Here is a 26,335-nt window from a genome sequence, read left to right as displayed (position 1 = left end):
CGGGGGGGGGGGGGGGGGGGGGGGGGGGGGGGGGGGGGGGGGGGGGGGCGGGGGGGGCCCCGCCCGCGCGCCCCCCCCCCCCCCCCCCCCCCGCCCACCCGGCGTAACAACTCGTGTCCGCGTCGTTGACACGGCTGTTGACCAGGACACACCATGAGCCCGCCCGTTACCGACTGGTCGGTACGACATGTCCTTGTGGAGGTCTTCGTGCCCAGCGTGTCCCGCGTCGTATCCCGCTCCGCTCTCCGCACGTCCCTGACCCTGCTGGCCACCACAGCCCTCGCCGCGCCGCTCCTGACGGCCACTCCGGCAACCGCCGCGCCCGGCCAATTCACCGTCACCGCCCTGAAAGTGACGGTGCGGGCAGGCGACCGCGACTGCACCGTCGACGCGGACCTCTACCGCCCCGCGGGCGTCGACGCCGCCCACCCGGCGCCCGCCGTGCTGACCACCAACGGCTTCGGCGGCAGCAAGGACGACGGCTCCACCGCGGCCACCGCCGGCGCGTTCGCCGCCCGCGGCTATGTCGCCCTGTCCTACTCAGGGCTCGGCTTCGGCAAGAGCGGCTGCCCGATCTCGCTGGACGACCCGCAGATCGACGGCAAGGCGGCGAGCGGGCTCATCGACTTCCTCGCCGGAACCCGCACCGCCGACGGCGGAGCCCGCGTCGACTTCGTCACCAAGGACGCCGCGCGCGACCCCCGCGTCGGCATGATCGGCGGCTCCTACGGCGGCGCGATCCAGATGGCCACCGCCGCCGTCGACCACCGCGTCGACGCGCTGGTCCCGCTCATCACCTGGAACGACCTCTCGTACTCCCTGGATCCCAACAACGCGGGCCGCACGCACGGGGTGAGCGGACCGCTGCCCGGCGCGTACAAGAAGGAGTGGACGGGCGGGTTCTTCCTGATAGGCGAGGCGCAGGGGCTGCTCAACCCGAGCCTTGACCCCTCCAGGATCGGCGGCGCCGGCTGTCTGCACTTCGTCGCCGACGCCTGCCGGACCAAGCGGCTGCTGGACTCCGGGCGCTACCCCGCGGACCGCACCGCGAAGATGCAGCACTATGCGCGCAGCGTCTCGCCGGTCTCGTACCTGAAGTCGGTGAAGGCGCCGACCCTGCTCGTCCAGGGGCAGGCCGACACCCTCTTCAACCTCAACGAGGCCGCCGCCACCTACCGCACGCTCACCGCCCAGGGCACCGAGGCCAAGATGATCTGGCAGTCCTGGGGCCACAGTGGCGGCATGGCCGACCCGGCGCCCGGCGAACTCGACCTGGGCAAGGGCAACTTGGACACCAGCTACGTCGGACAGCGGATCCTCGCCTGGTTCGACCGCTACCTGCACCACAAGGCCGGCACCGACACCGGCCCCGCCTTCGCCTACTACCGCGACTGGGTGAGCGACGGCCCGGCGTACGGCACCGCGCCCGCCTTCCCCGCGGGCGGCAACCGGAAGCTGTACCTCTCCGGCGACGGCAAGCTCGTCGACAACCGCAAGAAGGTCACCCGCGGCAGCCGCGAATACCGCAACTGGCTGGTGCCCACCAGCCATTCGGAGAGTTCGCTGGCCGGCCTGCTCAAACTGCCCGACCCGGCGCCCTACGACATCAAGGGCACGTACCTGGACTGGACGTCCGAGCCGGTGGCCGGCAAGCCGCTGGACGTGGTGGGCACCCCCAAGGCGACCCTGAAGGTCGTCTCGCCGAAGACCGAGCAGGTGCAGAACTCCCCGGACGCGGCCAACCGGCTGGTGCTGTTCGCCAAGCTCTACGACATCGCGCCGGACGGCAGCAAGACGCTGGTGCACCGGCTGGTGGCCCCGGTCAGGGTGCCGGACGTGACCCGGAAGTTCACCGTGCAGCTCCCGGGTCTCGTGCACCGCTACCTGCCGGGGCACCGGCTGCGCTTCGTCATCGCCGCGAGCGACGCCGCCTACACCGGCAACCGCGGCATCAAGCCGGTGACGGTCACCAGCGCGCCCGACGACACCGGCGTCATCGAACTCCCCGTCACCCAGGGGACGGTGGGGTAACGCGCCGGAGCGCAGGGCCCGTCAGCCCTCGGCGACCTCGATCGCCTGCACCGGGCAGGCGCGGGCGGCCTCCCGCAGCAGCGGGTCGCCCGCGCCGTCCTCACGCCCCGGCAGCAGCGCGCTGAAGCCGTCGTCGTCCTGGGTGAACACCCCGGGCGCCGTCAGGGCGCACTGCCCGGCGCCGATACAGACGTCCTTGTCGATGGTGATCCGCATCCCGGACCCCTTTCGTTCGGTCGGTCTCCCGGTGAACCACCGGGTCTCGTCGGTCAACAGGTTCCGCCACGCTCACCAGGCCAGCGGAAGCTCCACCATGCCCTGGAGGGTGTCGCCCGGCTTGAACGGGATCTCCGCCGCCGGTACCGCGAGCCGCAGCTCCGGTATCCGGCGGAAGAGCGAGCGGAACGCGATCTCCATCTCCGCACGGGCGAGGTTCTGCCCCAGGCACTGGTGGATGCCGAATCCGAAGGCCACGTGGTGCCGGGCCGAACGGTGCAGGTCCAGTGCGTCCGGGTCCGCGTAGGCCGACTCGTCGCGGTTGATCAGGGAGGTGGCCAGCATCACGCCGTCGCCGGCCCGGATGGTCCGCCCGGCGATCTCGATGTCATCGGTCGCCACCCGCAGCATCCCGTCGGCGATCGAGAGGAACCGCAGCAACTCCTCGACGGCGGTGGGCATCAGGCTGTCGTCGGACCGCAACTGCGCCAGCTGCTCCGGGTGTTCGAGCAGCGCGTAGGTGCCGAGCGAGATCATGTTCGCGGTCGTCTCGTGCCCGGCGATCAGCAGGATCATCGCCATCCTGACGAGTTCCTCACGCTCCAGATCGCCGTTGTGCAGCCGCTCGGTGACCAGGTCGTCCAGCAGTCCATCGCCCCGGTCCTTCTCCTTGCGGGTGAACAGCTCGTCGAAGTACGCCTCAAGCCGCAGCCGGGCGTCCGTCACCTCCTGCGAGGTACGGCCGCGCAGCATCCGGCGGGACTCCTCCTCGAAGAACTCGTGATCGGCGTAGGGCACACCGAGCAGCGCGCAGATCACCATGGAGGGAATGGGCAGCGCGAACGCGGAGACCAGTTCGGCCGGCGGCCCCTGGGCGAGCATCCGGTCGATGAGTTCGTCGACGATCCGCTGGATCTCCGGCCGCATCGCGGCGATCCGCTTGACGCTGAAGCTCGGTATCAGCATCCGCCGCTGGGTGTTGTGCTCGGGGTCGTCCACCCCGATCAGCGGCGACTTGACCCGGCGGATCGCGGCGAACCGCTCGACCGGGATGGGGAACGCCGGGTTCCGCCGGTCCGACGAGAGGCGCGGGTCGACGAGCAGCGTCCGCGCTTCGGCGTGGCCGGTTACCGCCCATATGGCACGCCCGTCGTACAGGCTGACCTGGGCCAGCGGGCCCTGCTCGCGCAGCGGCTGGTAAGAGGTCGGCGGGTGATAGGGACAGGTCCGGTCCTGCGGGAACGAAACGGCTTCGGACAAGAGGTGCCTCCCTGGTAAAGGGCCCGGTGTGCTCGGTGGTGGGGGGAGTCCGGGCGTGCTGCGGGTGGGGGGATCCGGTGGCGGGCCGCTGCGGCGTGGCCCGCCGTGCCGATCTCCACTCCATGCCGCGCGCACCTCGATCGTCTACACGCAGTTCGGCCATCTTCAGCCATCTTCGGCCACCGTGCGGCATGTCCGGCCATGTACCGCCCTGTTGGGGCGCACGCGTCCACGAAAAGGGGTACGGATCAGGCCGCGCGGCATCCGCCCCGGCGCGGCGGCAGCGGCCGGATGGCCCGCCCCCGGCATCCCCCCGCTACCCTCCGCCCGGCACCCGGTGCCACACTGCGCACATGGCGCAACGACACGGCAACGGGGGAACGGATCAGGTCTGGGCGGCGCTCGGCGGCGCACCGGAGCTGACGGAGCGGATCGTGTACGGCGGGCCGCCAGGACTGCTCCCGGCCCGGCTGCCGGTGCGGGCGCTGGCCCGCGCCACCGTCGCCGGCTGCGCGCTGGCCGCCGCCGAGCTGACCGCCCTGCGCACCGGCCGGCCGCTGCCCACGGTGCGGGTCGACGAGGGCGCGGTCGCCACCGCCTTCGTCAGCGAACGCCATCTGCGGATCGACGGCCGCGCCCCGTCCGGCTTCGCTCCCCTCTCCCGCTTCTGGCGCACCGCCGACGGCTGGGTGCGCACCCACGCCAACTACCCGCACCACCGCGACCGGCTGCTGCACGCGCTCGGCCTGCCGCCGACCGTCCAACCCGCCGATGTCGAGGCCGAGTTCGCAGGACGCAGGGCCGAGGAGATCCAGGAGACCGTGTACGCGGCGGGCGGGCTCGCGGTCGCCGCCCGCAGCCCGGAGGAGTGGGCCGCACACGGACAGGGCGCCACGGTGGCCACCCACCCGCTGCTCACCCGCCAGCGCATCGGCCCGAGCGCCCCGCCGCGCCCGCTGCCCGCCCTGGCTGGCGATCCGCTGCTGCCCGCACAGGGACTGCGGGTGCTCGACCTGACTCGGGTGATCGCGGGTCCTGTCGCCACCCGCACGCTCGCGCTGCTCGGCGCCGATGTGCTGCGCATCGACGCGCCGCAACTGCCGGAGAGTCAGGACGCGCACAACGACACGGGTTTCGGGAAGCGCTCGGCCGCCCTCGATCTCGCCGCCCGCTCCGGCCGCGCCACCTTCGACGACCTGCTGGCCGACGCGGACGTGGTCGTGACCGGCTACCGTCCCGGCTGCCTCGACCGGTTCGGCCTGGCGCCCGAAGCGCTCGCCGAACGCCGCCCTGGGCTCGTCGTCGCGCGGCTCTCCGCCTGGGGCGACGACGGCCCGTGGGGCGGACGCCGCGGCTTCGACAGCCTGGTGCAGGTGGCCTGCGGAATCGCCGCCGTCGAAGCGCACGAGGACGGCGCCCCCGGCGCGCTGCCCGCCCAGGCACTCGACCACGGCACGGGCTACCTGCTGGCCGCCGCGGTCCTGCGCTCCCTCACCGAGCAGGCCGGGCACGGCGGTTCGACGCTCACCACCCTCGCCCTGGCCCGCACCGCACACTGGCTCCTGCACGGCCTCGCGGACCACGAGCACGGCCACGCGCCGGACGACCGCGCCGCCGCGGCGCCCTACGACGCCGACCGCCACCTGAGCACCGTCGGCAGCCCGGCCGGCCGGCTGCGCCATGCCCTGTCACCGGTCGCGTTCGACGGCGGGCCCGCCACCTGGGCCACGCCGCCGGGACGCTGCGGCTCGGACACTCCCGTGTGGCGCTGACCGCCCGCGCCCCACGGCCGTGCGGACCGGCGGCGCGACCCGGCCGGACCACACCAGGACCTGGTCAGCGGCGTACGGATCTCCGTACGATCGGCCGATGATCACCGATCGCTACCTCGCGCAGGGCCCCCGGGCGGGCATCAGACCGTTCACCCCGGCGGACCGGGAAGAGTTCACCCGGCGGGCACAGGAGAGTGCCGCCCTGCACCGCCCGTGGCTGTTCCCGCCGTCCGACACCGCCGGGTACGACGCCTACCTGGCCAAGCTCCAGGAGCCGGTGCGCGAGGGCTATCTGATCTGCGCGCGCGACGACGGCGCCCTGGCCGGCTACCTCACGATCAACAACATCGTGCACGGCGGCTTCCGGTGCGGCGCGATCGGCTACGGCGCCTTCGCGCACGCCGCCGGGCGCGGCCTGATGACCGAGGGCCTGCACCTCGTCCTGCGGCACGCCTTCGACGTACTGGGGCTGCACCGCCTGGAGGCCAACATCCAGCCGGACAACGAGCGTTCCCTCGCTCTGGTCCGGCGCGCCGCATTCCGCCTTGAGGGCTTCTCGCCCGACTTCCTCTTCATCGACGGGACCTGGCGCGATCACGAGCGCTGGGCGATCACCAGCGAAATGCTCTGACACCAGGGCCGGTTCAGGGCTGCGCCAGGTAGCCGGCGAGGGCGCTGCGGCTGCGCCGGAGGCCGTCGATCCGCTCGTCCGCGGCCCGCAACTCACGCTCCAGGGTGGCCCGCAGGTCGGGGCACCACTCGAACCACGGCCCCTCGCCCCGGACGCAGGGCAGCACCGAGCGGATCACCGCGGTGGGCAGCCCCGCCTCCAGCAGGGCACGCACCTGCCGCACCCTGACCAGCGAGTCCTCGTCGTAGGTGCGGTAGCCGTTCGGGCCGCGCCGGGTGTCGAGCAGTCCCTGTTCCTCGTAGTACCGCAGCAGCCGCGGACTGACTCCGCTGCGCCGGGACAACTCACCGATCAGCATGCGACCGCCCCCATCCGAGCTTGACCTTCCCATCGATGTGAACCTTTAACGTCGCGCCATGACCGAAACATTCCAGGTCGACGGCGTGCCGCCGGCCGACACCCGCTCGTTCCTCTTCGTCCTCGGCAGCTCCCGCCCCGACGGCAACACCGAAACCCTCGCACGGGCCGCCGCGCAGCAACTGCCCACCGGGATACCGCAGCGCTGGGTGGACCTGGCCCGGCTGCCGCTGCCCGACTTCCAGGACGGACGGCACGAGAGGGACGCCACGCCGGGCGGGGAGAACGAGGAGGTGCTGCGGCAGGCCACCCGCGAGGCCACCGACATCGTCATCGCCTCCCCCCTGTACTGGTACACGCTCTCCGCGCAGACCAAGCGCTACCTCGACTACTGGTCGGGCTGGCTGACGGTGCCGGGCTCGGACTTCAAGGAGCGGATGGCGGGCCGGACCCTGTGGGGAGTGACGGTCATGGCGGACCACGACGAGGCCGTCGCCGACGGGCTGGTGACCACCCTCCGCCACACGGCCGCGTACCTGGGGATGCGCTTCGGCGGGGTGCTGTTCGGCAACGGATCCCGGCCGGGACAGGTGCAAGGCGACCAGCGCGCGGAGCTGCGCGCCAAGACCTTCTTCCAGCAGGAGGCGCCGTTCGCCCGGTTCCCGCACGAAGCGGATGACGGCGCGCGGTAGCCGACGGGGGAGGGGCGGTGCGCGCCGGTGGAGCACAGTGGACGCATGGCAATCGTCTTTCACCGCACCGTGCCCGTCCTGCGCATCTTCGACGTGGCCAAGGCGCACGAGTTCTACGTCGGCTACCTGGGCTGCGCCGTCGACTGGGAACACCGCTTCGAGCCCGGCATGCCGCTGTACACCCAGGTCTCGCGCGGCGGCCTCGTGCTGCATCTGTCCGAGCACCACGGGGACGCCACGCCGGGCTCCGGGCTGTACCTGGAGCTGACCGGCGTCCGCGCACTCCACGCCGAACTGGCGGCCAAGAGCTACCCGTACCTCAGGCCGGGGCTGGAGCACGACGAGACCGGGACCACGCTGACCCTGACCGACCCGTTCGGCAACCGGCTGCGCTTCACCGAACCCGGCGGCGGCGCATGACCGCTGGGCGGGCCCGTGGCCTTCCGCTCCGGTCCGCCGGGGCGGAACCCCGGACGCCGTCAGCCCAGCGGCTTGTCGAGCACCGCCTTGGTGTGGCTGAAGGTGTCGAGCGAGTACTCGCCGTGGTACCGCCCCATACCGCTCTCGCCGACGCCGCCGAACGGCAGGCCGGGCGCCGCGAGATGGGCGACCGGCAGGCCGAAGCCGAGCGCGCCGGACGAGGTCTCGGCCAGCAGCCTGCGCTTGGTCTCGTCGGATCCGGTGAAGGCGTACAGCGCCAGCGGCTTGTCGCGTGCGGTGATGAAGGCGATCACCGCGTCCAGGTCAGGTACGGACACGATCGGCAGGATCGGGCCGAAGATCTCCTCCCGCATCACGGGGGCGTCGGCGGCGACGTCGGCGAGCACGGTGGGCGCCAGGTAGCGGGCGGCGCGGTCGTGGCTGCCGCCGATGACCGTACGGCCGCTGCCGAGGAGGCCGGTGAGCCGGTCGAAGTGCCGTTCGTTGACGATGTCACCGCCGTGCGCTGGGCCGCCGACCTCGGCCCGCAGCCCGACACCGGCACCCTGGAGGGCGACCTCGCCTCGCTGCTGCGCGACAAGGCCGGGACGCTGGAAGGCCCCGGCGGGCGGCTGCTGCACGTCCTGATCGGTGAAGCCGCGCACAATGCCGCCCTGGCGCGGGTCCTGGACACCGCCATCGTCCAGCCGGTGCGCGACCGCGCGGCGACCGTCGTGCGCCGGGCCGTCGGCCGCGGCGACATCCCGCCGCTCGACGACGCGCACGTACTCGCCGACCTGGTCGTCGGCTCGATGGTCAGCCGGCTCTTCCTCACCCCGGGGCCTGACCCGGCGTCCGGTGCGGCGGACGGGCCCGCGGCGGGTCCGCCGCGGGCGCCGACCTCAGGCGAGGCGATGACCCGGGAACTGCTGCCGTTCCTGCTGCGGGCACTGGGGGCCCGCACCGCCTGAGCGCAGCCGCCCGACGGCGGCGCATGACCGCTGGGCGGCCCCGGTCAGACGTCCTGTTGGCGGTCGATGTACTCGAAGATCGATCCGTCCGGATGCCGGGCGACCAGATTGCGGCCGATGGGGGTCGCCAGCGGGCCCGCGATGATGTCCGCGCCCACCGCCTGGAGATCCGCCACGGCCTCGTCCACGTCCTTGACCGCTATCGTCGCGGTGACCTTCCGGAGCACCGAGAGTTCCGCCTCCGGGCCGCTCATCAGGAAGAAGCAGCCGACGGCCGCCACCGCGACACCGCCGCGCTGGAAGCGCAGGGCTTCCGCGCCGGTCAGGCGTTCGTAGACGCCGATGGCCGAGTCGAGATCGCCGACGCACACCCGCAATGAGGTCCCCAGAATATCCATACGGGGAAGGGTAGTTGAGGGGGTGGCAGGTGCGCGATCAGTTGCCGGTGATCAGCCCTGCGGGGGAACGGCAGGCGCCGGCCGCCGCCCTCACACCCGGCAGAGGATCTCGCCGTGCAGCACGGAGAACCAGCCGTCCTCATCGGTGCCCCACGCGCGCCAGGCCCGTGCGGCGGCCGTCAGTTCCTCCGGTGTGGCGTGGCCGCCGTCCACCGCGAGCCGCGCGTAGTCCGACGAGACCGTGCGGTCCGCCCACAGTCCGCTCCACCAACTGCGCTCCTGCGGCGTGTGATAGCACCAGGTGCCCGTCGTCACGGTGACGGATTCCGCGGCGAAGCCGGCCTGCCTGGCCCAGGCGTGCAGCCGCCGCCCGGCGTCCGGCTCGCCGCCGTTGGCGCGGGTCACCCGCAGGTACAGCCGCAGCCAGTCGTCCATTCCGTCGACCTCCGGGTACCAGGTCATGGCCGAGTAGTCCGCGTCGCGTACGGCCACGATGCCGCCCGGCTTGGTGACCCGGCGCATCTCGCGCAGGGCCTGGACCGGATCGCCCACGTGCTGGAGCACCTGGTGGGCGTGGGTCACGCAGAAGGTGTCGTCGGGGTAGTCCAGGGAGTGGACGTCACCGGCCTCGAAACGGACGTTGGTCAGCCCGCGGCCGTGGGTCGTGGCGCGGGCCTGCTCCAGGATGTCGGGCGCGTACTCCAGGCCCGTGACGTGGCCGTCGGGCACCAGTTCCGCCAGGTCGGCGGTGATGGTGCCGGGGCCGCAGCCGATGTCCAGCACCTTCATGTGCGGACGGAGCGAACTCAGCAGGTATCCCGCCGAGTTGGCGGCCGTGCGCCAGGTGTGTGAGCGCAGTACGGACTCGTGGTGACCGTGCGTGTAGACAGCGGTTTCCTGCGGCATGGCCGGCTCCTTCGTGTCTGGCGGCGTACCGGCGCCGCTGCGGACGGCGCCGGTACGCCGGGGCCCGCACCGTCCGCGTGCGGGAGCCCTCGGCGTGATCAGCTCACGGTACGCCGCAATCTCGAATCATGAGAGTGTCATCTCAGGATTCGGGCAGCAGGCGGTAGACCGTCAGCGCCTCGTTCTCCTTCTCCAGGGTCAACCCGCCGGGCGAGGTGGTCACTTCACCGTCGAACGCGAGATCCGTACCGTCCGGCAGGCCGTCGATCCGCAGCCTGCGCAGCCGCGCCTCGCCGAGCACGGGAGAGGAGCGCGGGGTGCCCGTCAGCGCCGCCGCCAGCAGCCTGGTGCGGGCCAGCCGGCCGCCCCGCACCACCCGCACATCGAGCACACCGTCGGCCAGGTCGTGCCGCCGTACCGGGGTCAGACCGAGGCCGCGGTAGGCGCAGTTGCCGACGAACAGCATCCACAACTCCCGCTTGCGGCCGTTCACTTCGGCCTCCACCGGCTTCGCCGTCCGCAGCACCTTCCAGGCGGCGAGCACCCCGGCGGGCCAGGCGCCGATCCGGCCCGCCCACTGCTCCCTGATCCGCACCAGCTCCGGATAGGCCCCGATGGAGAAGGTGTTGAGGAAGTACTGGCCCTCCCGGTGCGGCCCGGCCCGGAATCGCGCCAGGTCCACCGCCACCGCCTCACCCCGCTCCACCGCCCGCGCCGCGTCGGCGACGCTCTCGATGCCCAGGTCGTAGGCGAAGTGGTTGTGCGTGCCGCCGGGCAGCACCACCAGCGGCAGGCCGTGCCTGACCGCGACGGCCGCCGCCGCGTTGACCGTGCCGTCGCCGCCCAGCACCCCCAGGGCGCCGCCCTGCCGCGCGGCGCTCTCCGCCGCCTCCTCCAGCGCCTTGTCCAGCGTCGTGGCGTCCGTCCCGTCGCAGGTCACCACCTCGGCGTGCGGCAGCGCCCCGTGCACCTCCTGGGACCGGTCGGGGCGGGTCTCGCCGCGCTGCCCCGACCCCTGGTTGGCGACCACGGCCAGGCCGCGCCCGCCGGGCAGCGCCGGAGCGTCGGCGCGCGGCCTGGCGGGCGGCGCCAACTGGGCCCTGGTCGGCGCCAGACCGCGCACCGCGAACGCCGCCCCGGCGCCCAGCGCGGCGCCCGCCAGCACATCGCCCGGGTAGTGCACGCCGGTGTAGACGCGGGAGAACGCCACCGAAGCGGCGAGCGGCGCCAGCGCAAGACCCCACCACTTGTTCTCGAAGGCGACGCCGGTGGCGAAGGCGACCGCCGACGCCGCGTGCCCCGAAGGGAAGGAGGAGGTGACGGGCTGACGGCGCACCTGCCGTATGACGGGCACCGCGTCCAGCAGCGGGCGCGCCCGCCGCACGGAGCGCTTGCCGAGGGTGTTCACCGTCGCCGACGCCACCGCGAGGGAGGCGGCGCCGCGCAGCGCGGCCCGGCGGGCGGGGCGGCCACCGAGCGCGGCGGCACCCGCCGCGATGCCGAACCACAGCAGCCCGTGGTCGGCGCCGCGGGTCAGACGGGGCAGCACCTGCTGGGCACCGGGCCACTCGCGGGAGGCGATGGTGTCGAAGAGACGCAGGTCGATTCGGTTCAGGAGCGTGTGCATGCGCCTTCTTGTACCCCAACCCGGCCGCAACAGGCACGAACCGGACCGCTGCGCGCTGTCGTTCCGCACACACCGGCCGCAGCCGGCCGCGGGCCACCGGAAAACCGGTTGCCGCTCCGTCCCGCTGTGCTTGCATTCCCGGGTGATCAGGAAACGGAACGACACCGACCTCGATGCCTGCGCCGCGGTCCTGGCCGACGTGCACGCGCACAGCGGCTATCCGCACCACTGGCCCGCCGACCCGGTGCGCTGGCTCACGCCTGAGGGGCTCACCGCCGCCTGGGTCGCCGACGACGGCGGCACCGTCGTCGGCCACGCCGCCCTGTGCGGCCACGAGGTCAGCCGCCTCTACGTCGGCCCCGCCGCCCGCGGCCAGGGCATCGGCGGTCGCCTGCTGCGCGTCGCCCAGGACACGGCCAGGGCCCGCGGACTGCGGCTGGTCCTGGACGTGAAGAGCACCGACCGCGCGGCCGTCGCCCTCTACGAGCGGCACGGCTGGCTCCGCACCGGCACCGAGTGGCAGGAGTGGGGACCGGGCGAGCGGGTCACGGTGCACCGGTACGAGGCGCCCGCCCCGTAGCGCGGGGCACCGCATCCGCCCCGCCCTGGTCGTCGTACGCACGAGCGACCCCCATGCCCCATACGGCCCCGCCGCACCGGGCCGCTACGCCGCCGGGCGCGCTCCGCTGACGTGTCGAACCGCCGCCATCCCCGCGATCTGCCAAGGTGGGCGAGGCGTGATTCATGTGATGGGCCCACGAACACCGGCCGGGGCCCCGCCCGCCGCACCGGGCCGCGGCCGGCCGCCGCAGGCCCCGGCCGGCCGTCGTGCAATGTGGAGGTACGGATGCAGCGGACCGCCCCGGAGCCGGAAGTGCCGGCCGGCTTCCCGGTGCTGCCCGAACTCGCCGCCCACCTCGCCGCGGCGGCCGACCGCGCGGGACCTGAACCCGCGGGCGGCTCCTGCGCACTGCGCGCGGCGGCGGCCGGCTACTGGGAACGCCGCGGCCTGGCCACCGACCCCGGCCACCTCCTCGCCGCCCCCGGCGCGCCCGCCCTGCTGCTGGCGCTGTACGCGGCGGCCGGCGGAGCCGTGGTGCTGCCGCGGCCCTGCGCCGAGTGGTACGCGCCGCCCGCCCGGCTGCTGGGGCGGCCGGTGCACCTCGCGCCGGTGCCCGCCGAATCGGGCGGCGCGCCCGATCCGTTCGCGTTCCTGGAGACCGTGCGCAGGGCCCGCATGCAGGGCGAGACGCCCCGGGTCCTGGTGCTGTCCGTCGCCGACGACCCGACCGGCACCTGCCCGCCGCCCGAGCAGCTGCACGAGGTCTGTGAGGCGGCGGCGGGCGAGGGGATGTGGGTGATCAGCGACGAGTCGCGCCGCGACCTGCTGCACGACCCGCACGACACCGTGCTGCTCAGCCCCGCCGAGATGCTGCCGGACGAGGTCGTGGTCCTGACCGACCTGCGGCCCGCCCTCGTCCCCGCCTCCTGGCCCGCGGCGGTGGCCCGCTTCCCCGCCACCGGCCGCGGCACCGCGCTGCGCGCCGCCGCCCACGACGCGCTGACCGCCGTGGGCACCCCGCTCCCGGCGCCGCTGGCCGGTGCCGTCGGCCACGCCCTGGCCGAACCCGACGCCGTACGCGCCCGCACCATGACGGTCGCCCGGGTGTACGGCGCCCTCGCCGCCGCGCTCCACCGCATCCTCACGGCGGCCGGTGCGCTCTGCCGTCCGCCGCGCTCGGGCAGCCACCTCTACGCGGACCTCGACCCGCTGCGCCGCCCGCTCGCCGCCGCGGGAATCGGCGAACCGGCGGCGCTGGAGCGGGAGTTGCGGACCTGGTCGGCGCGGGCCGGGCAGCGTTTCGGGGACGATCCGGGCGCGCTGCGGGTGCGGCTGGGCGCCGAGGCGCTGCTCGGTGCCGACCCGGAGCTGCGCCGCCGCGTCCTGGACGTGCCCGACCCGCTCGAACTGCCGCAGATCGCCGCGGCGTTGACCGGCCTCTCGGACGCCCTGGCCGCACTCACCGCGCGCGGCGGCTGACCGCCCCGGCCGCCCGCCGCCACCCCCTGGCCCAACTCCCCGGCTCAATCCCCTGGTTCAGTCCACCGAATGGAGCCCCTCGATGACCGAACAGACCGAGCGCTCCGTCGCCGAGCACGCGCTCGCCGCGGTGCCCGACGGGACCGTCCCCGTCGAGCGGGCACCGGGCGAGAGGGGCCCGGCATCCGGCGAGGCAGGTCAGGCCCCCGGGTTCGCCGCCGCGCCGCCCACCGCCCCGCCGCCGCTCACCGAACCCCGCCCCCTGGGAGAGCCGCGCACCTGGCCCAGGGACTTCACCGACCGGCTGACCGCGCCGCTTCCCGGTGTCCGTGCGCTGGCCAGGATCGCCAGGGAAGGCAAGCTGCGCCCGGCCGAGGAGGCCATGGGGCAGATTCAGGACCTCCCGTTCGCCCCGGGGCCGCTGCCACCGGCAGGACCCGACACCGTCGCCCTCACCTGGGCGGGGCACGCCAGTTGGGTCGTGCGGATCGGCGGACTCACCGTGCTGACCGACCCCGTGTGGTCCCGCAAGATCCTCGGCACGCCGCCCCGGGTCACCCCGGTGGGAGTGCGCTGGGAGGACCTGCCGCCGGTCGACGCGGTGGTCATCAGCCACAACCACTACGACCACCTCGATGCCCCCACCCTCAAGCGCCTGCCCCGTACCACCCCGCTCCTGCTCCCCGCCGGCCTCGCGCCCTGGGCGCGCCGCCGCGGCTTCACCCAGGTCACCGAGCTGGACTGGTGGGAGGCGGTCGAACTCCCCGCGCCCGAAGGGCCCGTGCGCTTCGACTTCGTGCCCGCGCACCACTGGAGCAAGCGGACCCTCGTCGACACCTGCCGCACCCTGTGGGGCGGCTGGCTGCTCACCGCGCCCGACGGCCGGCGGGTGCACTTCGCGGGCGACACCGGCTACGGCCACTGGTTCGAGGAGATCGGCCGCCGCTACCCCGGCATCGATCTCGCGCTGCTGCCCATCGGCGCCTACGACCCGCGCTGGATGCTGCGCCCGGTGCACACCGACCCCGAAGAGGCGGTACGGGCCTGCCAGGACGTCGGCGCGCGGGTGCTGGCCCCGATGCACTGGTCGACGTTCCTGCTCTCCGGCGAGCCGCCGATGGAACCCCTGCACCGCGTCCGCGCCGCCTGGGCCGCCACCGGCCGCCCCCGCGACGACCTCTGGGACCTGCCGGTCGGCGCCTCCCGGGTCCTGCCCGTCCCCTGAACCCTCAGACCTAGCGTGGCCGCAGCCGCCGCCAGAGTGCGGGCACCGCGCCGATCAGGACGGTCAGGGCCACCGCGGCCACCACGCCCTCCCACGGCTTGCCGAACAGCGAACCGCCGGCCAGCCCGATGAGCTGGTACGTCGCCGCCCACGCCAGGCACGCGGGAACGTCGCCGCGGGCGAAGGTGCGCAGCGGCATCGCCGACAGCAGGCACGCCAGCATGATCGGGATCCGGCCGGCCGGCACCAGCCGCGACAGGACCAGCACCAGCACGCCGTGCGCCCGCAGTTTCTGCTGAGCCTGCGCAAGACGCTCCGGCGCCGCACGGGCGCGCAGCCGCTCCAGCCAGCGCGATCCGCCCCGGGAGTGCGTGCCGCGGCTGCCCAGCCAGTACAGACCCAGGTCACCCAGGAACGCCGCGAACGACGCCACGGCGAAGACGATCAGCAGCGCGAACGGCGACGACTGGTGGAAGGCCACCACGGCCGCCGAGCTGACCACCGCCCCCGTCGGCACCACCGGCACCAAAGACCCCAGCACCACCAGCAGAAAGAGCGACGGATACGCCACCGCCTGCTGCGTCGACTCCGGTGGGACGTCCGCGAGCAGCGTCACGGCCAACGGCGTCATCGCGTGACCACCGGCCGTACCGACTCGCCGTGCCCGAGCCGGTGCACCGTCACATCCGGTGCCAGCAGCGCCACCTGGCGCGCGAACTCCTCGCCGGGGGCGTGGAATTCGTGCGGTCGCACTGCGTCGAGGCCGATCGGCCAGTATGTGCCGTAGTGCACCGGGACGGCGCTGGCAGGCGCCAGCAGCGCCACCGCCTCGGCCGCCCGCCGCGGATTCAGATGCCCGCTGCCCAGGAACGGCCCCCAGCCGCCCACCGGCAACAGCGCCACCTCGCACGGCCCGACGGCCTCGGCCATCCCGTCGAACAGGCCGGTGTCGCCCGCGAAGTACGTCCGTACCGTGCCGTGCACGACGTAGCCGAGCGCGGGCGAGAGGTGCGGCCCGTACGGCAGCCGCCGCCCGTCGTGCGCCGCGTGCACCGCCCGTACGGTCACCGTGCCCGTGCCGTCGGCCGCCCCGGCCTCCAGGACGTCCCCTGGCACGACCTCGGTGATCCGCAGCCCGCGTGCCGCGGCCACCCGCCGCAGTCCCGGCACCGCGGCGCGGGCGCCGTCCGGCACCACGAGCCGCGTCCCGGGCGCGAGACGGGCGAGCGAGGCGGGGTGCAGATGATCGGCGTGCAGATGGGACACCAGGACCAGGTCGGCGCGGGCGGCGGCGGGCGGCGGCAGCGCGCCGCGGCGGCGCCGCAGATGGGCCAGCCTGCGGGTGAACAGCGGATCGGTCAGCACCCGCACCCCGGAGTCCTCGATCGTCGCGGTGGCATGCCCCCACCAGGTGACCTCCGGCACCGCTGACCTCCCGACTCGTGGCACTGCCTTTCGATCCTGCCTCATCCCGCAGGGAGCACGGCACGGGGGACCGGAAAGCCGGGGCGGGGCGGGCCGGACGGCCACGCCGCAGGTAGGGGATTTCTATGTGTCTGCGGCATTTCATGCATACCGGGGCACAGGTCATCGAGCGGTCTGTTTATGACACGCTTAGCAGGATGTCCGTGCCGCCGGCGCGGGCCGGAGCGTGAGGCGGTAAGGCGTGCGGACGCCGCGGTGGAGGACTCTCGGTGGCGCCCTGTGGCGGGTACTCGCCGTGTGGGCGGTGTCCAGTCTCACTCTGCTGCTGCTCGCCACGGTGCTGCCCGACTTCCGCCTCCAGTCGCAAAACGGCGACAGCTTCACCCGCACCGCACTCACCGCCGCCCTCGGCGCCGGCGCCTTCGGCCTGCTCAGCGCCCTGGTCTGGCCGCTGCTCGTGCGGGCCCTGCTGCTGGTGCCCGCCCTCGTACTCGGCCTGCTGGTCTTCTTCCTCAACGGCTCGCTGCTGCTGCTCGCCCTCGGCCTGATCCCCGAGGGCCGCGGCCAGGCCGCCCCCGAGACCGCCGTGATCGTCGCCGCCGTGATGTCCGCGACCTCGTCGGCCACCTCCGCCTTCCTCGCCGTACGCAACGACGAGGCGTACCGCCGCCGGCTGGTGCGGCTCGCGGGCCGGCGTGCCCGCCGGGCCGGTGCCGCCACCGGCCCCCGCGCACCCGGCACCCTCTTCCTCCAGCTCGACGGGGTGGGGCACGACCTGCTGCGGGAGGCCACCGAGGGCGAGCGACCGCTGATGGAGACCGTCGCCCGCTGGCGGGCCACCAGCCACCGCCTCACCCCCTGGCGCACGGACTGGTCCAGCCAGACCGGCGCCAGCCAGCTCGGCATCCTGCACGGCAGCAACGAGGACCTGCCCGCCTTCCGCTGGTACGAGAAGGAGACCGGCGAACTCGTCGTCAGCAACCGGCCGACCAGCGCCGCCGAACTCCAGCGCCGGGCCGTCGAGCGCACCGGCGACGGCGGCCTGCTCGCCCACGACGGCGCCAGCCGCGGCAACCTCTTCAGCGGCGGCGCCGACCAGGTCGCGCTGGTCATGTCGGTCGCCGCCCGCCGCGGCCGGTACAACCGCTCCCGGGCCGGCTACTTCGCGTACTTCTCCGACCCGGGCAACGCCACCCGCACCGCCGTCTCCTTCCTCGCCGAGATCTGCCGCGAGATCGCCCAGTCGCTGCGCACCCGCTTCCGCCGGGAGCTGCCGCGGGTCAAGCGCGGTGGCCTCTACCCCGTCATCCGCGCCTTCGCGACCGTCGTCGAACGCGACGTGGTGGTCGCCGCCGTCGTCGGCGACATGCTGGCGGGACGCGCAGCCGTCTACGCCGACCTGGTCGCCTACGACGAGGTCGCGCACCACTCGGGGCCGAGCCACCGCGACACCCGCCAGGTGCTGCGCAGCCTGGACCGGGCCGTCGCGCTGCTCGCCAAGGCGTCCCGGCACGCCCCGCGCCCGTACCGCATCGTGCTGCTCTCGGACCACGGCCAGAGCCCCGGCGTGACGTTCCTGGAGCGCTACGGGCTGCGCCTGGGCGACCTGGTGCGGGCCGGCTGCGGGCTGCCGGTGCCGCGGCGGGCGGGGCGTACCCGCAGCGGTGCCGAGGCCAGGCAGGCGGCGCGGGCCGCGCTGCGCCGCCCGGAGGAGCGGGAAGGGCACAGCAGGTCCCAGCCGGTCGTGCTGGCATCCGGCAACCTCGGCCTGGTGTCGTTCCCCGACATACCGGGCCGGGTCACCCGCGAGGAACTGGACCGCAGGAACCCCGCGCTGCTCGGCACCCTCGCCAACCACCCCGGCATCGGCTTCCTGCTGGTCCGCTCGGCGGAACACGGCGCCGTGGTGCTCGGCCCGTCCGGCGCCGAGCACCACCTGGACACCGGCCGCGTCATCGGCACCGACCCGCTGGCCGCGTTCGGTGAGGGCGCCGCCGACGCGGTACGCCGCACCGACCGCTTCCCGCACGTCGCCGACATCATGGTCAACTCCGCCTACGACCCGGCGACGGGCGAGGTGCACGCCTTTGAGGAGCAGATCGGGTCGCACGGCGGTCTCGGCGGCGCGCAGAGCCACCCCTTCCTGCTGTGGCCCGAGGAGCTGTCGCCGCCGGTGGCGGACGGCGGTGAGCTGGTCGGCGCCGAGCAGGTGCACCGTGTCCTGCGCCGCTGGCTGCGCGAGGAGGACGGGCCGCAGCTGCCTCTCACCACCGGCGCCGGACGGTTGTGCACGCAGGCGTCACCCACTCCGGCCGCCGCGTCGCGCTCCGCGGACGATGCGAACGAACTACGGTCCGAAACGGTCAAGCCCGAAGGTTTTCCGTCGCACGACTATCCGGCGCAGGACAAAACCCGCTGATTTTGGGGCGGGTGTCCGTTCGTCGACGATAGGGAGTCGCTCGGCAATCCCGGGTGCACAGCGCACGACGAGAGGCCCACCACGCCATGCACGACCGGCACACCCGCCGCTTCGGTCTCGGAACCGCCACCTGCCTGGTAATGGGCAACATCATCGGCGGCGGCATCTTCCTGCTGCCGGCGTCCGTGGCCCCCTTCGGCACCGTCAGCCTCGTCGCCTTCGGCGTCCTGACCATCGGCGCCCTCGCCCTCGCCCTGGTCTTCGGCCGGCTGGCCAGGCGCCACCCCGACACCGGCGGCCCCTACGTCTACGCCCGCGAGGCGTTCGGCGACTTCGCGGGCTTCCTGTCCGCCTGGTCGTACTGGACCATGACCTGGGTCAGCAACGCGGCCCTCGCGGTCGCCGCCGTCGGCTACGTCCACGTCCTCTTCCCCGGGCACGCCTCGCGCGGCACCGACCTCGCGGTGGCCCTGGGCGCGCTGTGGCTGCCGGCCCTCGCCAACTTCGCCGGCACCCGCTACGTCGGCGCCGTCCAACTGGTCTCCACCGTCCTGAAGTTCGTCCCGCTGCTGTTCATCGCCGTCGTCGGAATGTTCTTCTTCGACCCGGACAACCTCGGCTCCTTCAACGCGAGCGGCCAGAGCACACTCGGCGGCATGTCGGCAGCCGCGGCGATCCTGCTCTACAGCTACGTCGGCGTGGAGTCAGCCGCGATGAGCGCGGGTGAGGTACGCGACCCGGAGCGCAACGTCGGGCGGGCCACCGTACTCGGCACCATCGGCGCCGCCGTCGTCTATCTCCTGGGCACCCTCGCGGTGTTCGGCACCGTCGCCCACGACAAGCTCGTCGACTCCAAGGCGCCGTTCTCGGACGCGGTCAACGCGATGTTCGGCGGCCAGTGGGGCGGCACGGTCATCGCGGCAGCCGCCGTCGTCTCGATCATCGGCGCGCTCAACGGCTGGACGCTGATGAGCGCCCAGTCCCCGTACGCGGCGGCCAAGGACGGCCTCTTCCCCGCCGCCTTCCTCACCAAGCGGCGCGGCGTACCGACCTTCGGCGTCCTCGCCGCCGTGGTGCTGGCGAGCGCCCTGACGGTGATCAACTACCTGACGGGGACCAGTGGCGTCTTCGAGATCCTGGTGCTGATCACCACCTTCTCGGCGACCGTCCCCTACCTCCTCGCGGCCGGCGCCCAGATCTACTTCCTGCTCTCCGGGCAGCGCGACAAGGTCCGCCCGGCCCGCTTCGCCCGCGACCTGACCCTCGCGCTCGCCGCCTTCGGCTTCACCTTCTGGCTCGTCGCAGGCGCCGGCTACGCCGCGATCTACCAGGGCGTGCTGTTCCTCTTCGCCGGCATCCTCGTCTACGCCTTCATGTCGGCCCGCCGCAAGGGCCGCGCCGGGGCGGCGCCGGAGCCCGCCGCCGTCGACGGCCCGTAACACCGCCCGGCAGCCGCGGACCGGGCGGGCCTCAGCCCTCCCGGTGCCCGTCGGCCCGCTCGTGCCAGCGCGCGAGGAGCCGCTCCAGCGCCGCGGTCGACGCGCGGAGGGCGGCCACCGAACAGGTCTCGTCCGTGACGTGCGCCTGCTCAGGCTCGCCCGGCCCGTACAGCAGCACGGCAGGTGTGCCCAGCTTCCCGGCGAGCACCGAGGCATCGGTGAAGTACGTGGCGCAGCACGGTTCCTGGCCACCGGCACCGGCGGCGGGCGCCGTCCCCGGCACCAGCACGCCGGTCAGCTCGCGGGCCAGCGTGTCGCCGGGGTCGGTGGCCACGCTCGGCAGGTCGAGGATCCGCTCGACGGTGACGTCGGCCCCGCCGTCCGCCGCCAGCCGGCGGATCGCGGCCACCGCGTCGGCCGAGGTGAAGCCCGGCACGGTGCGCACGTCGAGGGTGAGTTCGGCACGGTCGGGGACGAGGTTGGGCTGGACCCCGGCGTGGAACGTGCCGACGTTGACGGTGGCCGCGCCATGCGTGGCGCTGTGCGGCCAGTCGCCGTGCCGGTGGATGCGCTGCGCTGCGGCGGCCAGCTTGACCAGGGCGTTGTCTCCCAGCTCAGGCCGGGAGCCGTGCGCGCTGCGGCCGTGCGCGGTCAGCCGCAGCCACAGCGCGCCCTTGTGCCCCAGGACGACGCGGTTGGCGGTCGGCTCGGCCACCAGCAGCACGGGGCTCGGCGCGAGCCCGTCCAGCGTCGCGGCGCCCTCGCAGCCGGTCTCCTCGCCGAAGGTGAAGACCAGCTGCACGGCGGTGCCGGGGGAGTGCGCCGCGTGCCGGGTGGCGGCGGACACGATGCCGGCGACACCCGCCTTCATGTCACTGCTGCCGCGACCGCGCAGCCGGTCACCGTGGATCTCACCGCTCAGCGGATCGAACGACCAGCCGGAGGCGTCGGCAGGCACCGTGTCCAGGTGCCCGGTCAGGGTGACCGGGGTGCCGGCACCGCGGACGGCGACGAGGTTGGCGCGCCCCGCCTCCGGCTCCTCGACCCGGACGGCGAACCCCGCGTCCTCCAGGAGCGTGGCCAGGAACGCCGCGGCCGGCTCTTCGTCACCGCCCCGTGTGTCCATCCTGACGAGCTGCTGTGCGAGCGTCACGGCGTCGTCGTACACGGGATCTCCTGCCGGTGGGAGGGTGGCTGCGCAGAGCCGGGGCGACACCATCCGACCAGATGTTGCGCATATTGCGCAAGGGTTTCCATCCGCGCAAGTGGTGTGTATGGCGGGTGTGGGGAGGGTTGTGTCAGGACCGCGTACCGTCACTTGCTGAGCGTTGCGCAAAAATTGTGGGGCGTTGGGCGGATGCGGTGGCGCGTGGGCGTGCCAGGCTGGAAGGCGCGAGCCCGCAGGTGCGGGGCGGCGGAGTGAGGGAGACGAGTGCCATGGCCAAGGTGGAACCGCTCGGTGACGCGGAGATCGACGACCGTCTCGCTGAGCTGCCCGAATGGTCGGTGTCCGACGGCATGCTGCGGCGTAGCTATCGCTTCGCCGGGCACATCCCGGCCGCCGTGATGGTCGTCCATATCGCCCAGATCCAGGAGGAGTTGGACCACCACGCGGATCTCACCCTCGGCTACCACGACCTGGCCGTGGCGGTGAACACGCACAGCATCGGCGGCCGGATCACCGCCCTCGACTTCGGCCTGGCCCGGCGCATCGAGGCCATCGCGCCCGGCCACGGCGCGAGCTGAGGGCCGCGGCGCCTTACTCCCCGCGCCCCGCCGCGCCGGGGCCGGAAGCCGGAGGCGGACCGGCCTCGGCGTCCGGCCACGGCGTGTGCCGGGTCCGGTGCTTCCGGCCCGGAGCCACCCAGCCCGCGCGGGCCAGTTCGACGTTGAACTGGGCGCCGGACAGCAGCGAGAGGTGCGAGAACCACAGCCAGATGAGGAAGACCAGCGGCCCGGCGAGCGAACCGTAGAGGCGGTTGAAGGTGCCGACGTAGGACGCGTAGAACGTGAAGGCCGCGGACGACACCAGCCACAGCAGGACCGAGACCACCCCGCCGGGAACCGCCCGGCGCACCCCGCGGGAACTCGGCGGCCCCGACCGGAACAGCACCATCACCAGGACCACCGCCAACACCAGCAGCAACGGCCACTGGAGGATGCTCCAGGTGTCCTCGCCGAACGCGCCGAGCCCCAGCGACCGGCTGACCGCCGACGCGATCGGCCCGCTGATCAGCAGGGCCACCGCGCTGCTGATCAGCAACGCCATCAGCAGCAGCGCGGTGGCGAGGATGCGCGGCGCCTTGCGCCACGGCGGCCGGTCGTCCCGTACGCGGTTCATCGCGTGCAACGCCCGCCGGAACACCGCCAGATAGCTGCACGACGACCACAGCGCGCTGACCAGCGCGCCGCTCACCAGCAGCCAGGCGGCGGTCCGCTGATGCGCCATGCCGACCAGCGCGCGCCGCAGCGGCGGGCCCGACTGGGCGGGGGCGATCGACGTGAGGTGGTTGATCAGCTGCTCGGTCGCCGCGGGGTCGGCGAGCCCGATCAGCGACACCGTCACGATCAGCGAGGGCAGCAGCGCCAGGACGGAGTAGTACGTCAGGCTCGCCGCCCAGTCCGTCACGTCATCGTTCCAGACCGACACCGGCGTACGGCGCAGCGCGGTGCGGCACTGCGCCCAGCTCGGCAGCGGCGTCGTACGGGGCCGCACCGGCGCGCCGTCCCGCGCGGTGTCCGCCGGCGCGGTGTCGGCGCCGTGCCGGCGGCTCACGGGGTGCGGGGCCGGTAGCCGACCGGAGCGATCCGGATCACCAGGCGCGGCGGGCGGAGGAGGCCCAGCCTGTCGCGGCGGGCGGCGAGTTCGGCGGTGAGCGCATCGAGGACCTCGGTGGGATCGCCGAAGGCCAGCACCGCCCGCACCACGGCCCGCCGACCACGCACCCGCACCCGGGCGCCCGCTATCCCCGGCACATGCAGGGCCGTATCGCGCAGCAGAGCGCCGACGCCCCGGCGGTCCAGCGAGGCCCGTACGCCGGGCAGCAGCGGTTCCGTCGCCAACTCCCGGCGCGCGCCCGGTGTGAGCGCCAGCACCACCATCGCCACCCCGGCCAGCGCGAGGGCCGAAGCGCCGCCGATCACCCACCGGTCGGTGGTGTGCACGGCGGCCGGTATGTGGCTCGACCAGTGGGACCAGGAAGGGAGTTGGCCTCCGAAGGAAGCCACGAAGCGTGGCGCCAGCAGAGCGCCGCAGCCGATCAGGCCCATGAGGGCGGGCAGCGCCACGGCCCCGCGCCGCGCCGGCCTGACCCGCCGCCTGGCACGCGTCAGCCCGCCGCCCCGCCCGGCCGCACCGGCGCTCCCCGCCGCGTACGGCCGCCGCGCGGCAGCCCCCGCCGTCACCTCACGACGATCCATCGCCGTCCTCCTCACGCCGCCCACCGGCCTCTCCGGATTCCACGGCCGCTCCGGGCTCTCCGCCCCGCCTGCCCGCCGCCCTGATGAGTCAACCTCATGGCGCCGGCCCGTCAGGCCCGGCCCGGCGCCATGCCCGCCGGCGGGCCGGTCCCTGATGCGTTCATCGGTATGTCCCCCACTGGCTCGGCGTGTCCCCGTAAGGGCACGGTACGTGCACCGTGCCGCCCGGCGCGTCCTCCCAGGGGCTGGAGATGAGCGGTCCCTCCTCTCCGGGTTCCCGGTCGTCCGCCCGGCACCCCGGGACGCGCCCGCCTGGGCGGCGCCCGGAGCGGTGGTCTGCCCGCCGGGCAGGCAACGGGAGTGCGACGCCAGGACCTGGCCGCGGGGACCACCGTGCACCGGCTCGGACCCAGGCGACCGGTGAGCGTCGCGCACGACAGGCGGGAAATATTCGGCCGGAATGCCCGCCCATCCACGGTCCGATCGGTTACGAATCTCCTGCGTGAGGATTTTTGCCCCGCGCTGTCCCAAGGGCGGCAGGGGCGACGACCGCGCATGGAGGAGAGGAGCCGATGAGTGCCAGGACCCAGCGATGCCCTACTGGCCGTACGTGCCGGTGAGGGGGACGAAGGGGCCTTCGAGGTGCTGGTACGCCGCCACAGCGGGTTGCTCCTGAGCCTCGCCACCCGGCTGCTCGGCAGCCGTGCCGACGCGGAGGACGCCGTGCAGGAGGCGTTCGTCAGCGCCTGGCGGCGGATGCCGGAATTCCGGGGTGACGCCGCGTTCTCCACCTGGATGTACCGGATCGTGACCAACCGGTGCCTGAACGTACTGCGGAGCCGGCGCCCCACCCAGGACCTCGGCTCGGTCCCCGAACCGACCGCTCCCGAGCACGCGTCGTCACCGGTGCGCGCCGCGGAGTCCACCGCGGCCGTCGAAGCACTGTCCGAGGCCCTCACCGGCCTCACCCCCGAGCAGCGCGCCTGCTGGGTGCTGCGGGAGTTGCACGGCCTCTCGTACGAGGAGATCGCCGAGGTCGTGGGCACCAGCCACCAGGCGGTGCGTGGGAGGGTGTTCCGAGCACGCCGTTATCTGACGGAGGTGATGGGCGCATGGCGCTGACCGATGACGACGACCCGATCCTGCCGTGCGGCCGAACGCTGTCGTCGGTATGGAGCCAGGCGGAGGAGACCGAAGGGGCGGACGATCCGCACCTCGCCGAGTGCCCGTACTGCCGGGAGGCGCTGAGCCGCATCGGCGTGCTGCACCGGTACGTCAGCGAGACGCGGCAGGCGGACGAGGCCGAGAGCGCGGGGGCGCACGCACAGCGGATCGCCGACCGCTTCACCGGGCGGGTGATGGACCTGGTCAGGACCGAACTCCGGCCCGGCCGCACGCTGCCGCTCGGCGAGCCGGGCGACGACGCCTGGATCACCGAGGCGGCGGCGGCCAAGGCGTTCAGGGCCGCGGCGGAACGGGTGCCGGGCGTGCACGCGGGCAGTTGCCGGGTCACCCCGACCACCCCCGGCGGACCGGTCAAGGTGGTCGTGGAACTGGCCGCCGGCTTCACCTGGCCCGTGCCCGAACTGGCCGAGCGGGTCCGCCGGCAGATCAGGTCCGTGGCCGGGGACGGCGTCGGCATGGACGTCGAAGAGATCGACGTCCGCGTCGTGGACCTGCTGGACGACACCGGCGACGACGGGGACGGCGCCGCCGGGCCTGACGGTGCGCCCCGGGCCGCGACCGCAGCCCCCGACCGCCGTGCCGAACCCGACGAGGAGGAGGGCCCCGCATGAGCCGGCCGCAACGGCATCAGCCGCAACGGCACGCGCTGGTGCTGCACGCCGCGGCCGACGCGGCACGGGAGACGCCCGGCGTGGCCTTCCTCCGGCCGGGCCTCGGCGATCTGCTGCGCGGCGCGGCGGCGCGCGCGCCGGGCGGCGGCCCGGTGGCCGACACCCGCATGGCCGGTGTGCGGGCCGAGCGCCAAGACCACCCCGAACGCTGGCACCTGCGCATCCACCTCGCGGTCCGCACCGGCCACCGGGCCATCGACGTCACCCGCGCGGTCCGTGCCCGTACCGAAACCGCCGTACGGGAAGCGCTCGCGGACGGCGGCGAGGCCCCCGCGGTGAGCGTCACCGTGACGGTCACCGACATCACCTGAGGAGCTGCCCCGCCCGCCGCGGGTCAGCAGTGCCGGTGGACGTGGCCGCTCTCGCCCTTCGGGCGGACGTCGCGGTCGCGCAGGACGAGGGCGAGGGAGGAACCCCAGGTCCGGCAGGCCGCGGCGAAGTCCGCTGCCCGGTACTCGATGTCGAAGACCCGGTTGCCGTAGGCCCTGGCGAACTCCTCGCACTCCGCGTAGCGACCGCACTCCTCGGTCACGGCGAAGTCGAAGCCGATACGGGTGTGCGCGCCGAGCAGGTCCGTGGTGTTCTTCTGGGCGATGGCCAGGCCCTTGTGGTGGGCGCGTTCGGCGAGCAGGCGGGCGAAGGCCGTCGCGTCGTCGGCGTCGAGCAGGCCCTGGGAGCGCTGGTAGGAGTCGAGGTTGTCGGGCTCCACCGCGTCGAATCCCGCATCGGCGCACCCGTCGATCCAGCGGCCCACCACATCGGCCAGCGCGGCACGCCGCGCGCCGGTCGAGATGTCCAGCAGCGGCTCGTCCCAGTCCTCGTCGATGACCAGGTCGCCGTCGGGCCCGCCCTTGCGCAGGAGCAGATCGGGGTGTTTCCGCTGCCACCAGCGCAGGGCCTGTTCGCCCGGCTGGGTCTGGAACGCGTTCACGTAGCAGATGTTGTAGCGGCCGTCCGCGGGTTTCGCGGTGCGGTCGCGGGAGACCACCCGCACATCGGACGCGGGCCGGTACGGGCCGCCCAGTTGGTAGTCGAACGCGGCGTGGGCACGCGGCTGCCGTACGTCCTTCGTCTCGGCCCCTGTCGGGGCGGCCGAACCGGAGTGCGGCTCTCCGGAACCGGTGGTGGGGGTGCACCCCGCGAGGCAGGCCAGTATGAGCAGGAGCGCGGGCACGCCGCGGCGGAGTTGACGGGGCACGGCGGCATTCGGCTTTCGGTCGGGGTACTGG

General features: G+C 73.9%; 27 protein-coding genes and 1 pseudogene. 15 read left to right on the top strand and 13 right to left on the bottom strand.

Translation table 11 applies throughout. The features are described from left to right. Window positions 1–153 precede the first annotated feature (153 nt). The gene (locus ACGFNI_RS08700) at window positions 154–2,031 is read left to right on the top strand and encodes a CocE/NonD family hydrolase (protein ID WP_393681886.1); all 1,878 of its coding nucleotides are present in this window, start codon (window positions 154–156) and stop codon (window positions 2,029–2,031) included. A gap of 21 nt (window positions 2,032–2,052) precedes the next feature. Here ACGFNI_RS08700 and ACGFNI_RS08695 read toward each other — a convergent pair whose 3' ends face one another. Continuing rightward, window positions 2,053–2,247, bottom strand: coding sequence for a ferredoxin (locus ACGFNI_RS08695; RefSeq protein ID WP_393681885.1), 195 nt, complete (start codon window positions 2,245–2,247; stop codon window positions 2,053–2,055). 72 nt (window positions 2,248–2,319) lie between these two features. After that, window positions 2,320–3,507 (bottom strand): cytochrome P450, encoded by a 1,188-nt coding sequence (locus ACGFNI_RS08690; RefSeq protein WP_393681883.1) that lies wholly within the window; start codon window positions 3,505–3,507, stop codon window positions 2,320–2,322. A 353-nt stretch (window positions 3,508–3,860) separates the two neighbouring features. On the opposite strand from ACGFNI_RS08690, the gene ACGFNI_RS08685 reads away from it, so the two are divergent. Together ACGFNI_RS08685 and ACGFNI_RS08680 are read left to right on the top strand one after the other, a co-directional pair. Beyond that, window positions 3,861–5,279 (top strand): CoA transferase, encoded by a 1,419-nt coding sequence (locus ACGFNI_RS08685; RefSeq protein WP_393681881.1) that lies wholly within the window; start codon window positions 3,861–3,863, stop codon window positions 5,277–5,279. A 97-nt stretch (window positions 5,280–5,376) separates the two neighbouring features. Next, complete coding sequence (locus ACGFNI_RS08680; RefSeq protein ID WP_393681880.1) at window positions 5,377–5,910, top strand: GNAT family N-acetyltransferase; 534 nt, start codon at window positions 5,377–5,379, stop codon at window positions 5,908–5,910. A gap of 13 nt (window positions 5,911–5,923) precedes the next feature. Here the strand turns inward: ACGFNI_RS08680 and ACGFNI_RS08675 are convergent, their stop codons facing one another. Next, the gene (locus ACGFNI_RS08675) at window positions 5,924–6,268 is read right to left on the bottom strand and encodes a MerR family transcriptional regulator (RefSeq protein ID WP_393681878.1); all 345 of its coding nucleotides are present in this window, start codon (window positions 6,266–6,268) and stop codon (window positions 5,924–5,926) included. Window positions 6,269–6,326: 58 nt separating this feature from the next. On the opposite strand from ACGFNI_RS08675, the gene ACGFNI_RS08670 reads away from it, so the two are divergent. After that, window positions 6,327–6,959: a flavodoxin family protein gene (locus ACGFNI_RS08670; RefSeq protein ID WP_393681876.1), complete on the top strand. Its 633-nt coding sequence runs from the start codon at window positions 6,327–6,329 to the stop codon at window positions 6,957–6,959. 45 nt (window positions 6,960–7,004) lie between these two features. Continuing rightward, window positions 7,005–7,379: a glyoxalase superfamily protein gene (locus tag ACGFNI_RS08665; RefSeq protein WP_393681875.1), complete on the top strand. Its 375-nt coding sequence runs from the start codon at window positions 7,005–7,007 to the stop codon at window positions 7,377–7,379. Between the two features lie 59 nt (window positions 7,380–7,438). On the opposite strand, the pseudogene ACGFNI_RS08660 reads toward ACGFNI_RS08665, so the two are convergent. Further along, window positions 7,439–7,897 (bottom strand): annotated as a pseudogene (locus tag ACGFNI_RS08660) (aldehyde dehydrogenase family protein); the annotation flags it as partial. On the opposite strand from ACGFNI_RS08660, the gene ACGFNI_RS08655 reads away from it, so the two are divergent. Then, on the top strand, window positions 7,817–8,350 hold the full coding sequence (locus tag ACGFNI_RS08655; protein WP_393681873.1) for a TetR-like C-terminal domain-containing protein: 534 nt from the start codon (window positions 7,817–7,819) through the stop codon (window positions 8,348–8,350). The pseudogene ACGFNI_RS08660 and the gene ACGFNI_RS08655 overlap by 81 nt on opposite strands. Window positions 8,351–8,394: 44 nt before the next feature. On the opposite strand, the gene ACGFNI_RS08650 is transcribed toward ACGFNI_RS08655, so the two are convergent. The 3 genes from ACGFNI_RS08650 to ACGFNI_RS08640 form a co-directional block, all read right to left on the bottom strand. Continuing rightward, on the bottom strand, window positions 8,395–8,748 hold the full coding sequence (locus tag ACGFNI_RS08650) for a VOC family protein (RefSeq protein ID WP_393681871.1): 354 nt from the start codon (window positions 8,746–8,748) through the stop codon (window positions 8,395–8,397). A gap of 90 nt (window positions 8,749–8,838) precedes the next feature. Then, a complete protein-coding gene (locus tag ACGFNI_RS08645) occupies window positions 8,839–9,654 on the bottom strand; it encodes a class I SAM-dependent methyltransferase (protein WP_393681870.1) in 816 nt (271 codons plus the stop codon). 142 nt (window positions 9,655–9,796) lie between these two features. Then, window positions 9,797–11,281 carry a bifunctional phosphatase PAP2/diacylglycerol kinase family protein gene (locus tag ACGFNI_RS08640; protein ID WP_393681868.1) on the bottom strand — a complete coding sequence of 495 codons (1,485 nt, stop codon included), beginning with the start codon at window positions 11,279–11,281 and terminating at the stop codon, window positions 9,797–9,799. A 142-nt stretch (window positions 11,282–11,423) separates the two neighbouring features. On the opposite strand from ACGFNI_RS08640, the gene ACGFNI_RS08635 reads away from it, so the two are divergent. The 3 genes from ACGFNI_RS08635 (at window position 11,424) to ACGFNI_RS08625 (ending at window position 14,547) form a co-directional block, all read left to right on the top strand. Continuing rightward, window positions 11,424–11,861 (top strand): GNAT family N-acetyltransferase, encoded by a 438-nt coding sequence (locus ACGFNI_RS08635; protein ID WP_393681866.1) that lies wholly within the window; start codon window positions 11,424–11,426, stop codon window positions 11,859–11,861. A gap of 267 nt (window positions 11,862–12,128) precedes the next feature. After that, complete coding sequence (locus ACGFNI_RS08630; protein WP_393681864.1) at window positions 12,129–13,322, top strand: aminotransferase class I/II-fold pyridoxal phosphate-dependent enzyme; 1,194 nt, start codon at window positions 12,129–12,131, stop codon at window positions 13,320–13,322. 82 nt (window positions 13,323–13,404) lie between these two features. Then, window positions 13,405–14,547: an MBL fold metallo-hydrolase gene (locus ACGFNI_RS08625; RefSeq protein ID WP_393681863.1), complete on the top strand. Its 1,143-nt coding sequence runs from the start codon at window positions 13,405–13,407 to the stop codon at window positions 14,545–14,547. A 10-nt stretch (window positions 14,548–14,557) separates the two neighbouring features. Here ACGFNI_RS08625 and ACGFNI_RS08620 read toward each other — a convergent pair whose 3' ends face one another. Then, window positions 14,558–15,178 (bottom strand): DedA family protein, encoded by a 621-nt coding sequence (locus tag ACGFNI_RS08620; RefSeq protein WP_393681861.1) that lies wholly within the window; start codon window positions 15,176–15,178, stop codon window positions 14,558–14,560. Beyond that, on the bottom strand, window positions 15,175–16,017 hold the full coding sequence (locus tag ACGFNI_RS08615) for an MBL fold metallo-hydrolase (protein WP_393681860.1): 843 nt from the start codon (window positions 16,015–16,017) through the stop codon (window positions 15,175–15,177). Before ACGFNI_RS08615 ends, ACGFNI_RS08620 begins: the two co-directional genes overlap by 4 nt. 196 nt (window positions 16,018–16,213) lie before the next feature. On the opposite strand from ACGFNI_RS08615, the gene ACGFNI_RS08610 reads away from it, so the two are divergent. Beyond that, entirely contained in the window at window positions 16,214–18,391 is a 2,178-nt protein-coding gene (locus tag ACGFNI_RS08610; RefSeq protein WP_393681858.1) for a phage holin family protein, read from the top strand. 86 nt (window positions 18,392–18,477) lie between these two features. Next, entirely contained in the window at window positions 18,478–19,830 is a 1,353-nt protein-coding gene (locus ACGFNI_RS08605; RefSeq protein ID WP_393681856.1) for an amino acid permease, read from the top strand. Window positions 19,831–19,861: 31 nt separating this feature from the next. Here ACGFNI_RS08605 and ACGFNI_RS08600 read toward each other — a convergent pair whose 3' ends face one another. After that, a complete protein-coding gene (locus ACGFNI_RS08600; protein WP_393681855.1) occupies window positions 19,862–20,998 on the bottom strand; it encodes a M20 family metallopeptidase in 1,137 nt (378 codons plus the stop codon). Between the two features lie 269 nt (window positions 20,999–21,267). Between ACGFNI_RS08600 and ACGFNI_RS08595 the strand changes: the two genes are divergently transcribed. After that, entirely contained in the window at window positions 21,268–21,576 is a 309-nt protein-coding gene (locus ACGFNI_RS08595) for a 4a-hydroxytetrahydrobiopterin dehydratase (RefSeq protein ID WP_393681853.1), read from the top strand. 13 nt (window positions 21,577–21,589) lie between these two features. Here ACGFNI_RS08595 and ACGFNI_RS08590 read toward each other — a convergent pair whose 3' ends face one another. Both ACGFNI_RS08590 and ACGFNI_RS08585 read right to left on the bottom strand, forming a co-directional pair. Continuing rightward, the gene (locus ACGFNI_RS08590; RefSeq protein ID WP_393681852.1) at window positions 21,590–22,606 is read right to left on the bottom strand and encodes a YihY/virulence factor BrkB family protein; all 1,017 of its coding nucleotides are present in this window, start codon (window positions 22,604–22,606) and stop codon (window positions 21,590–21,592) included. Beyond that, window positions 22,603–23,250 (bottom strand): DUF6286 domain-containing protein, encoded by a 648-nt coding sequence (locus ACGFNI_RS08585; protein ID WP_393681850.1) that lies wholly within the window; start codon window positions 23,248–23,250, stop codon window positions 22,603–22,605. The genes ACGFNI_RS08590 and ACGFNI_RS08585 overlap by 4 nt, the downstream gene beginning before the upstream one ends. A 576-nt stretch (window positions 23,251–23,826) precedes the next feature. Between ACGFNI_RS08585 and ACGFNI_RS08580 the strand changes: the two genes are divergently transcribed. From ACGFNI_RS08580 to ACGFNI_RS08570, 3 genes are read left to right on the top strand one after another with little or no spacing between them, the layout of a single operon-like run. After that, complete coding sequence (locus ACGFNI_RS08580; RefSeq protein ID WP_393681848.1) at window positions 23,827–24,372, top strand: RNA polymerase sigma factor; 546 nt, start codon at window positions 23,827–23,829, stop codon at window positions 24,370–24,372. After that, window positions 24,363–25,046 carry an Asp23/Gls24 family envelope stress response protein gene (locus ACGFNI_RS08575; RefSeq protein ID WP_393681847.1) on the top strand — a complete coding sequence of 228 codons (684 nt, stop codon included), beginning with the start codon at window positions 24,363–24,365 and terminating at the stop codon, window positions 25,044–25,046. The genes ACGFNI_RS08580 and ACGFNI_RS08575 overlap by 10 nt, the downstream gene beginning before the upstream one ends. Continuing rightward, entirely contained in the window at window positions 25,043–25,417 is a 375-nt protein-coding gene (locus tag ACGFNI_RS08570; protein ID WP_393681846.1) for an Asp23/Gls24 family envelope stress response protein, read from the top strand. The genes ACGFNI_RS08575 and ACGFNI_RS08570 overlap by 4 nt, the downstream gene beginning before the upstream one ends. A gap of 23 nt (window positions 25,418–25,440) precedes the next feature. Here the strand turns inward: ACGFNI_RS08570 and ACGFNI_RS08565 are convergent, their stop codons facing one another. Next, on the bottom strand, window positions 25,441–26,304 hold the full coding sequence (locus ACGFNI_RS08565; protein WP_393681845.1) for an endo alpha-1,4 polygalactosaminidase: 864 nt from the start codon (window positions 26,302–26,304) through the stop codon (window positions 25,441–25,443). Between the last annotated feature and the right edge of the window lie 31 nt (window positions 26,305–26,335).

It is taken from the genome of Streptomyces sp. NPDC048644 (assembly GCF_043199105.1).
Lineage (GTDB): Bacteria > Actinomycetota > Actinomycetes > Streptomycetales > Streptomycetaceae > Streptomyces.
The sequence above is the reverse complement of the archived record's forward strand: the minus strand, read 5'-3'. Positions and strand labels throughout refer to the sequence as shown.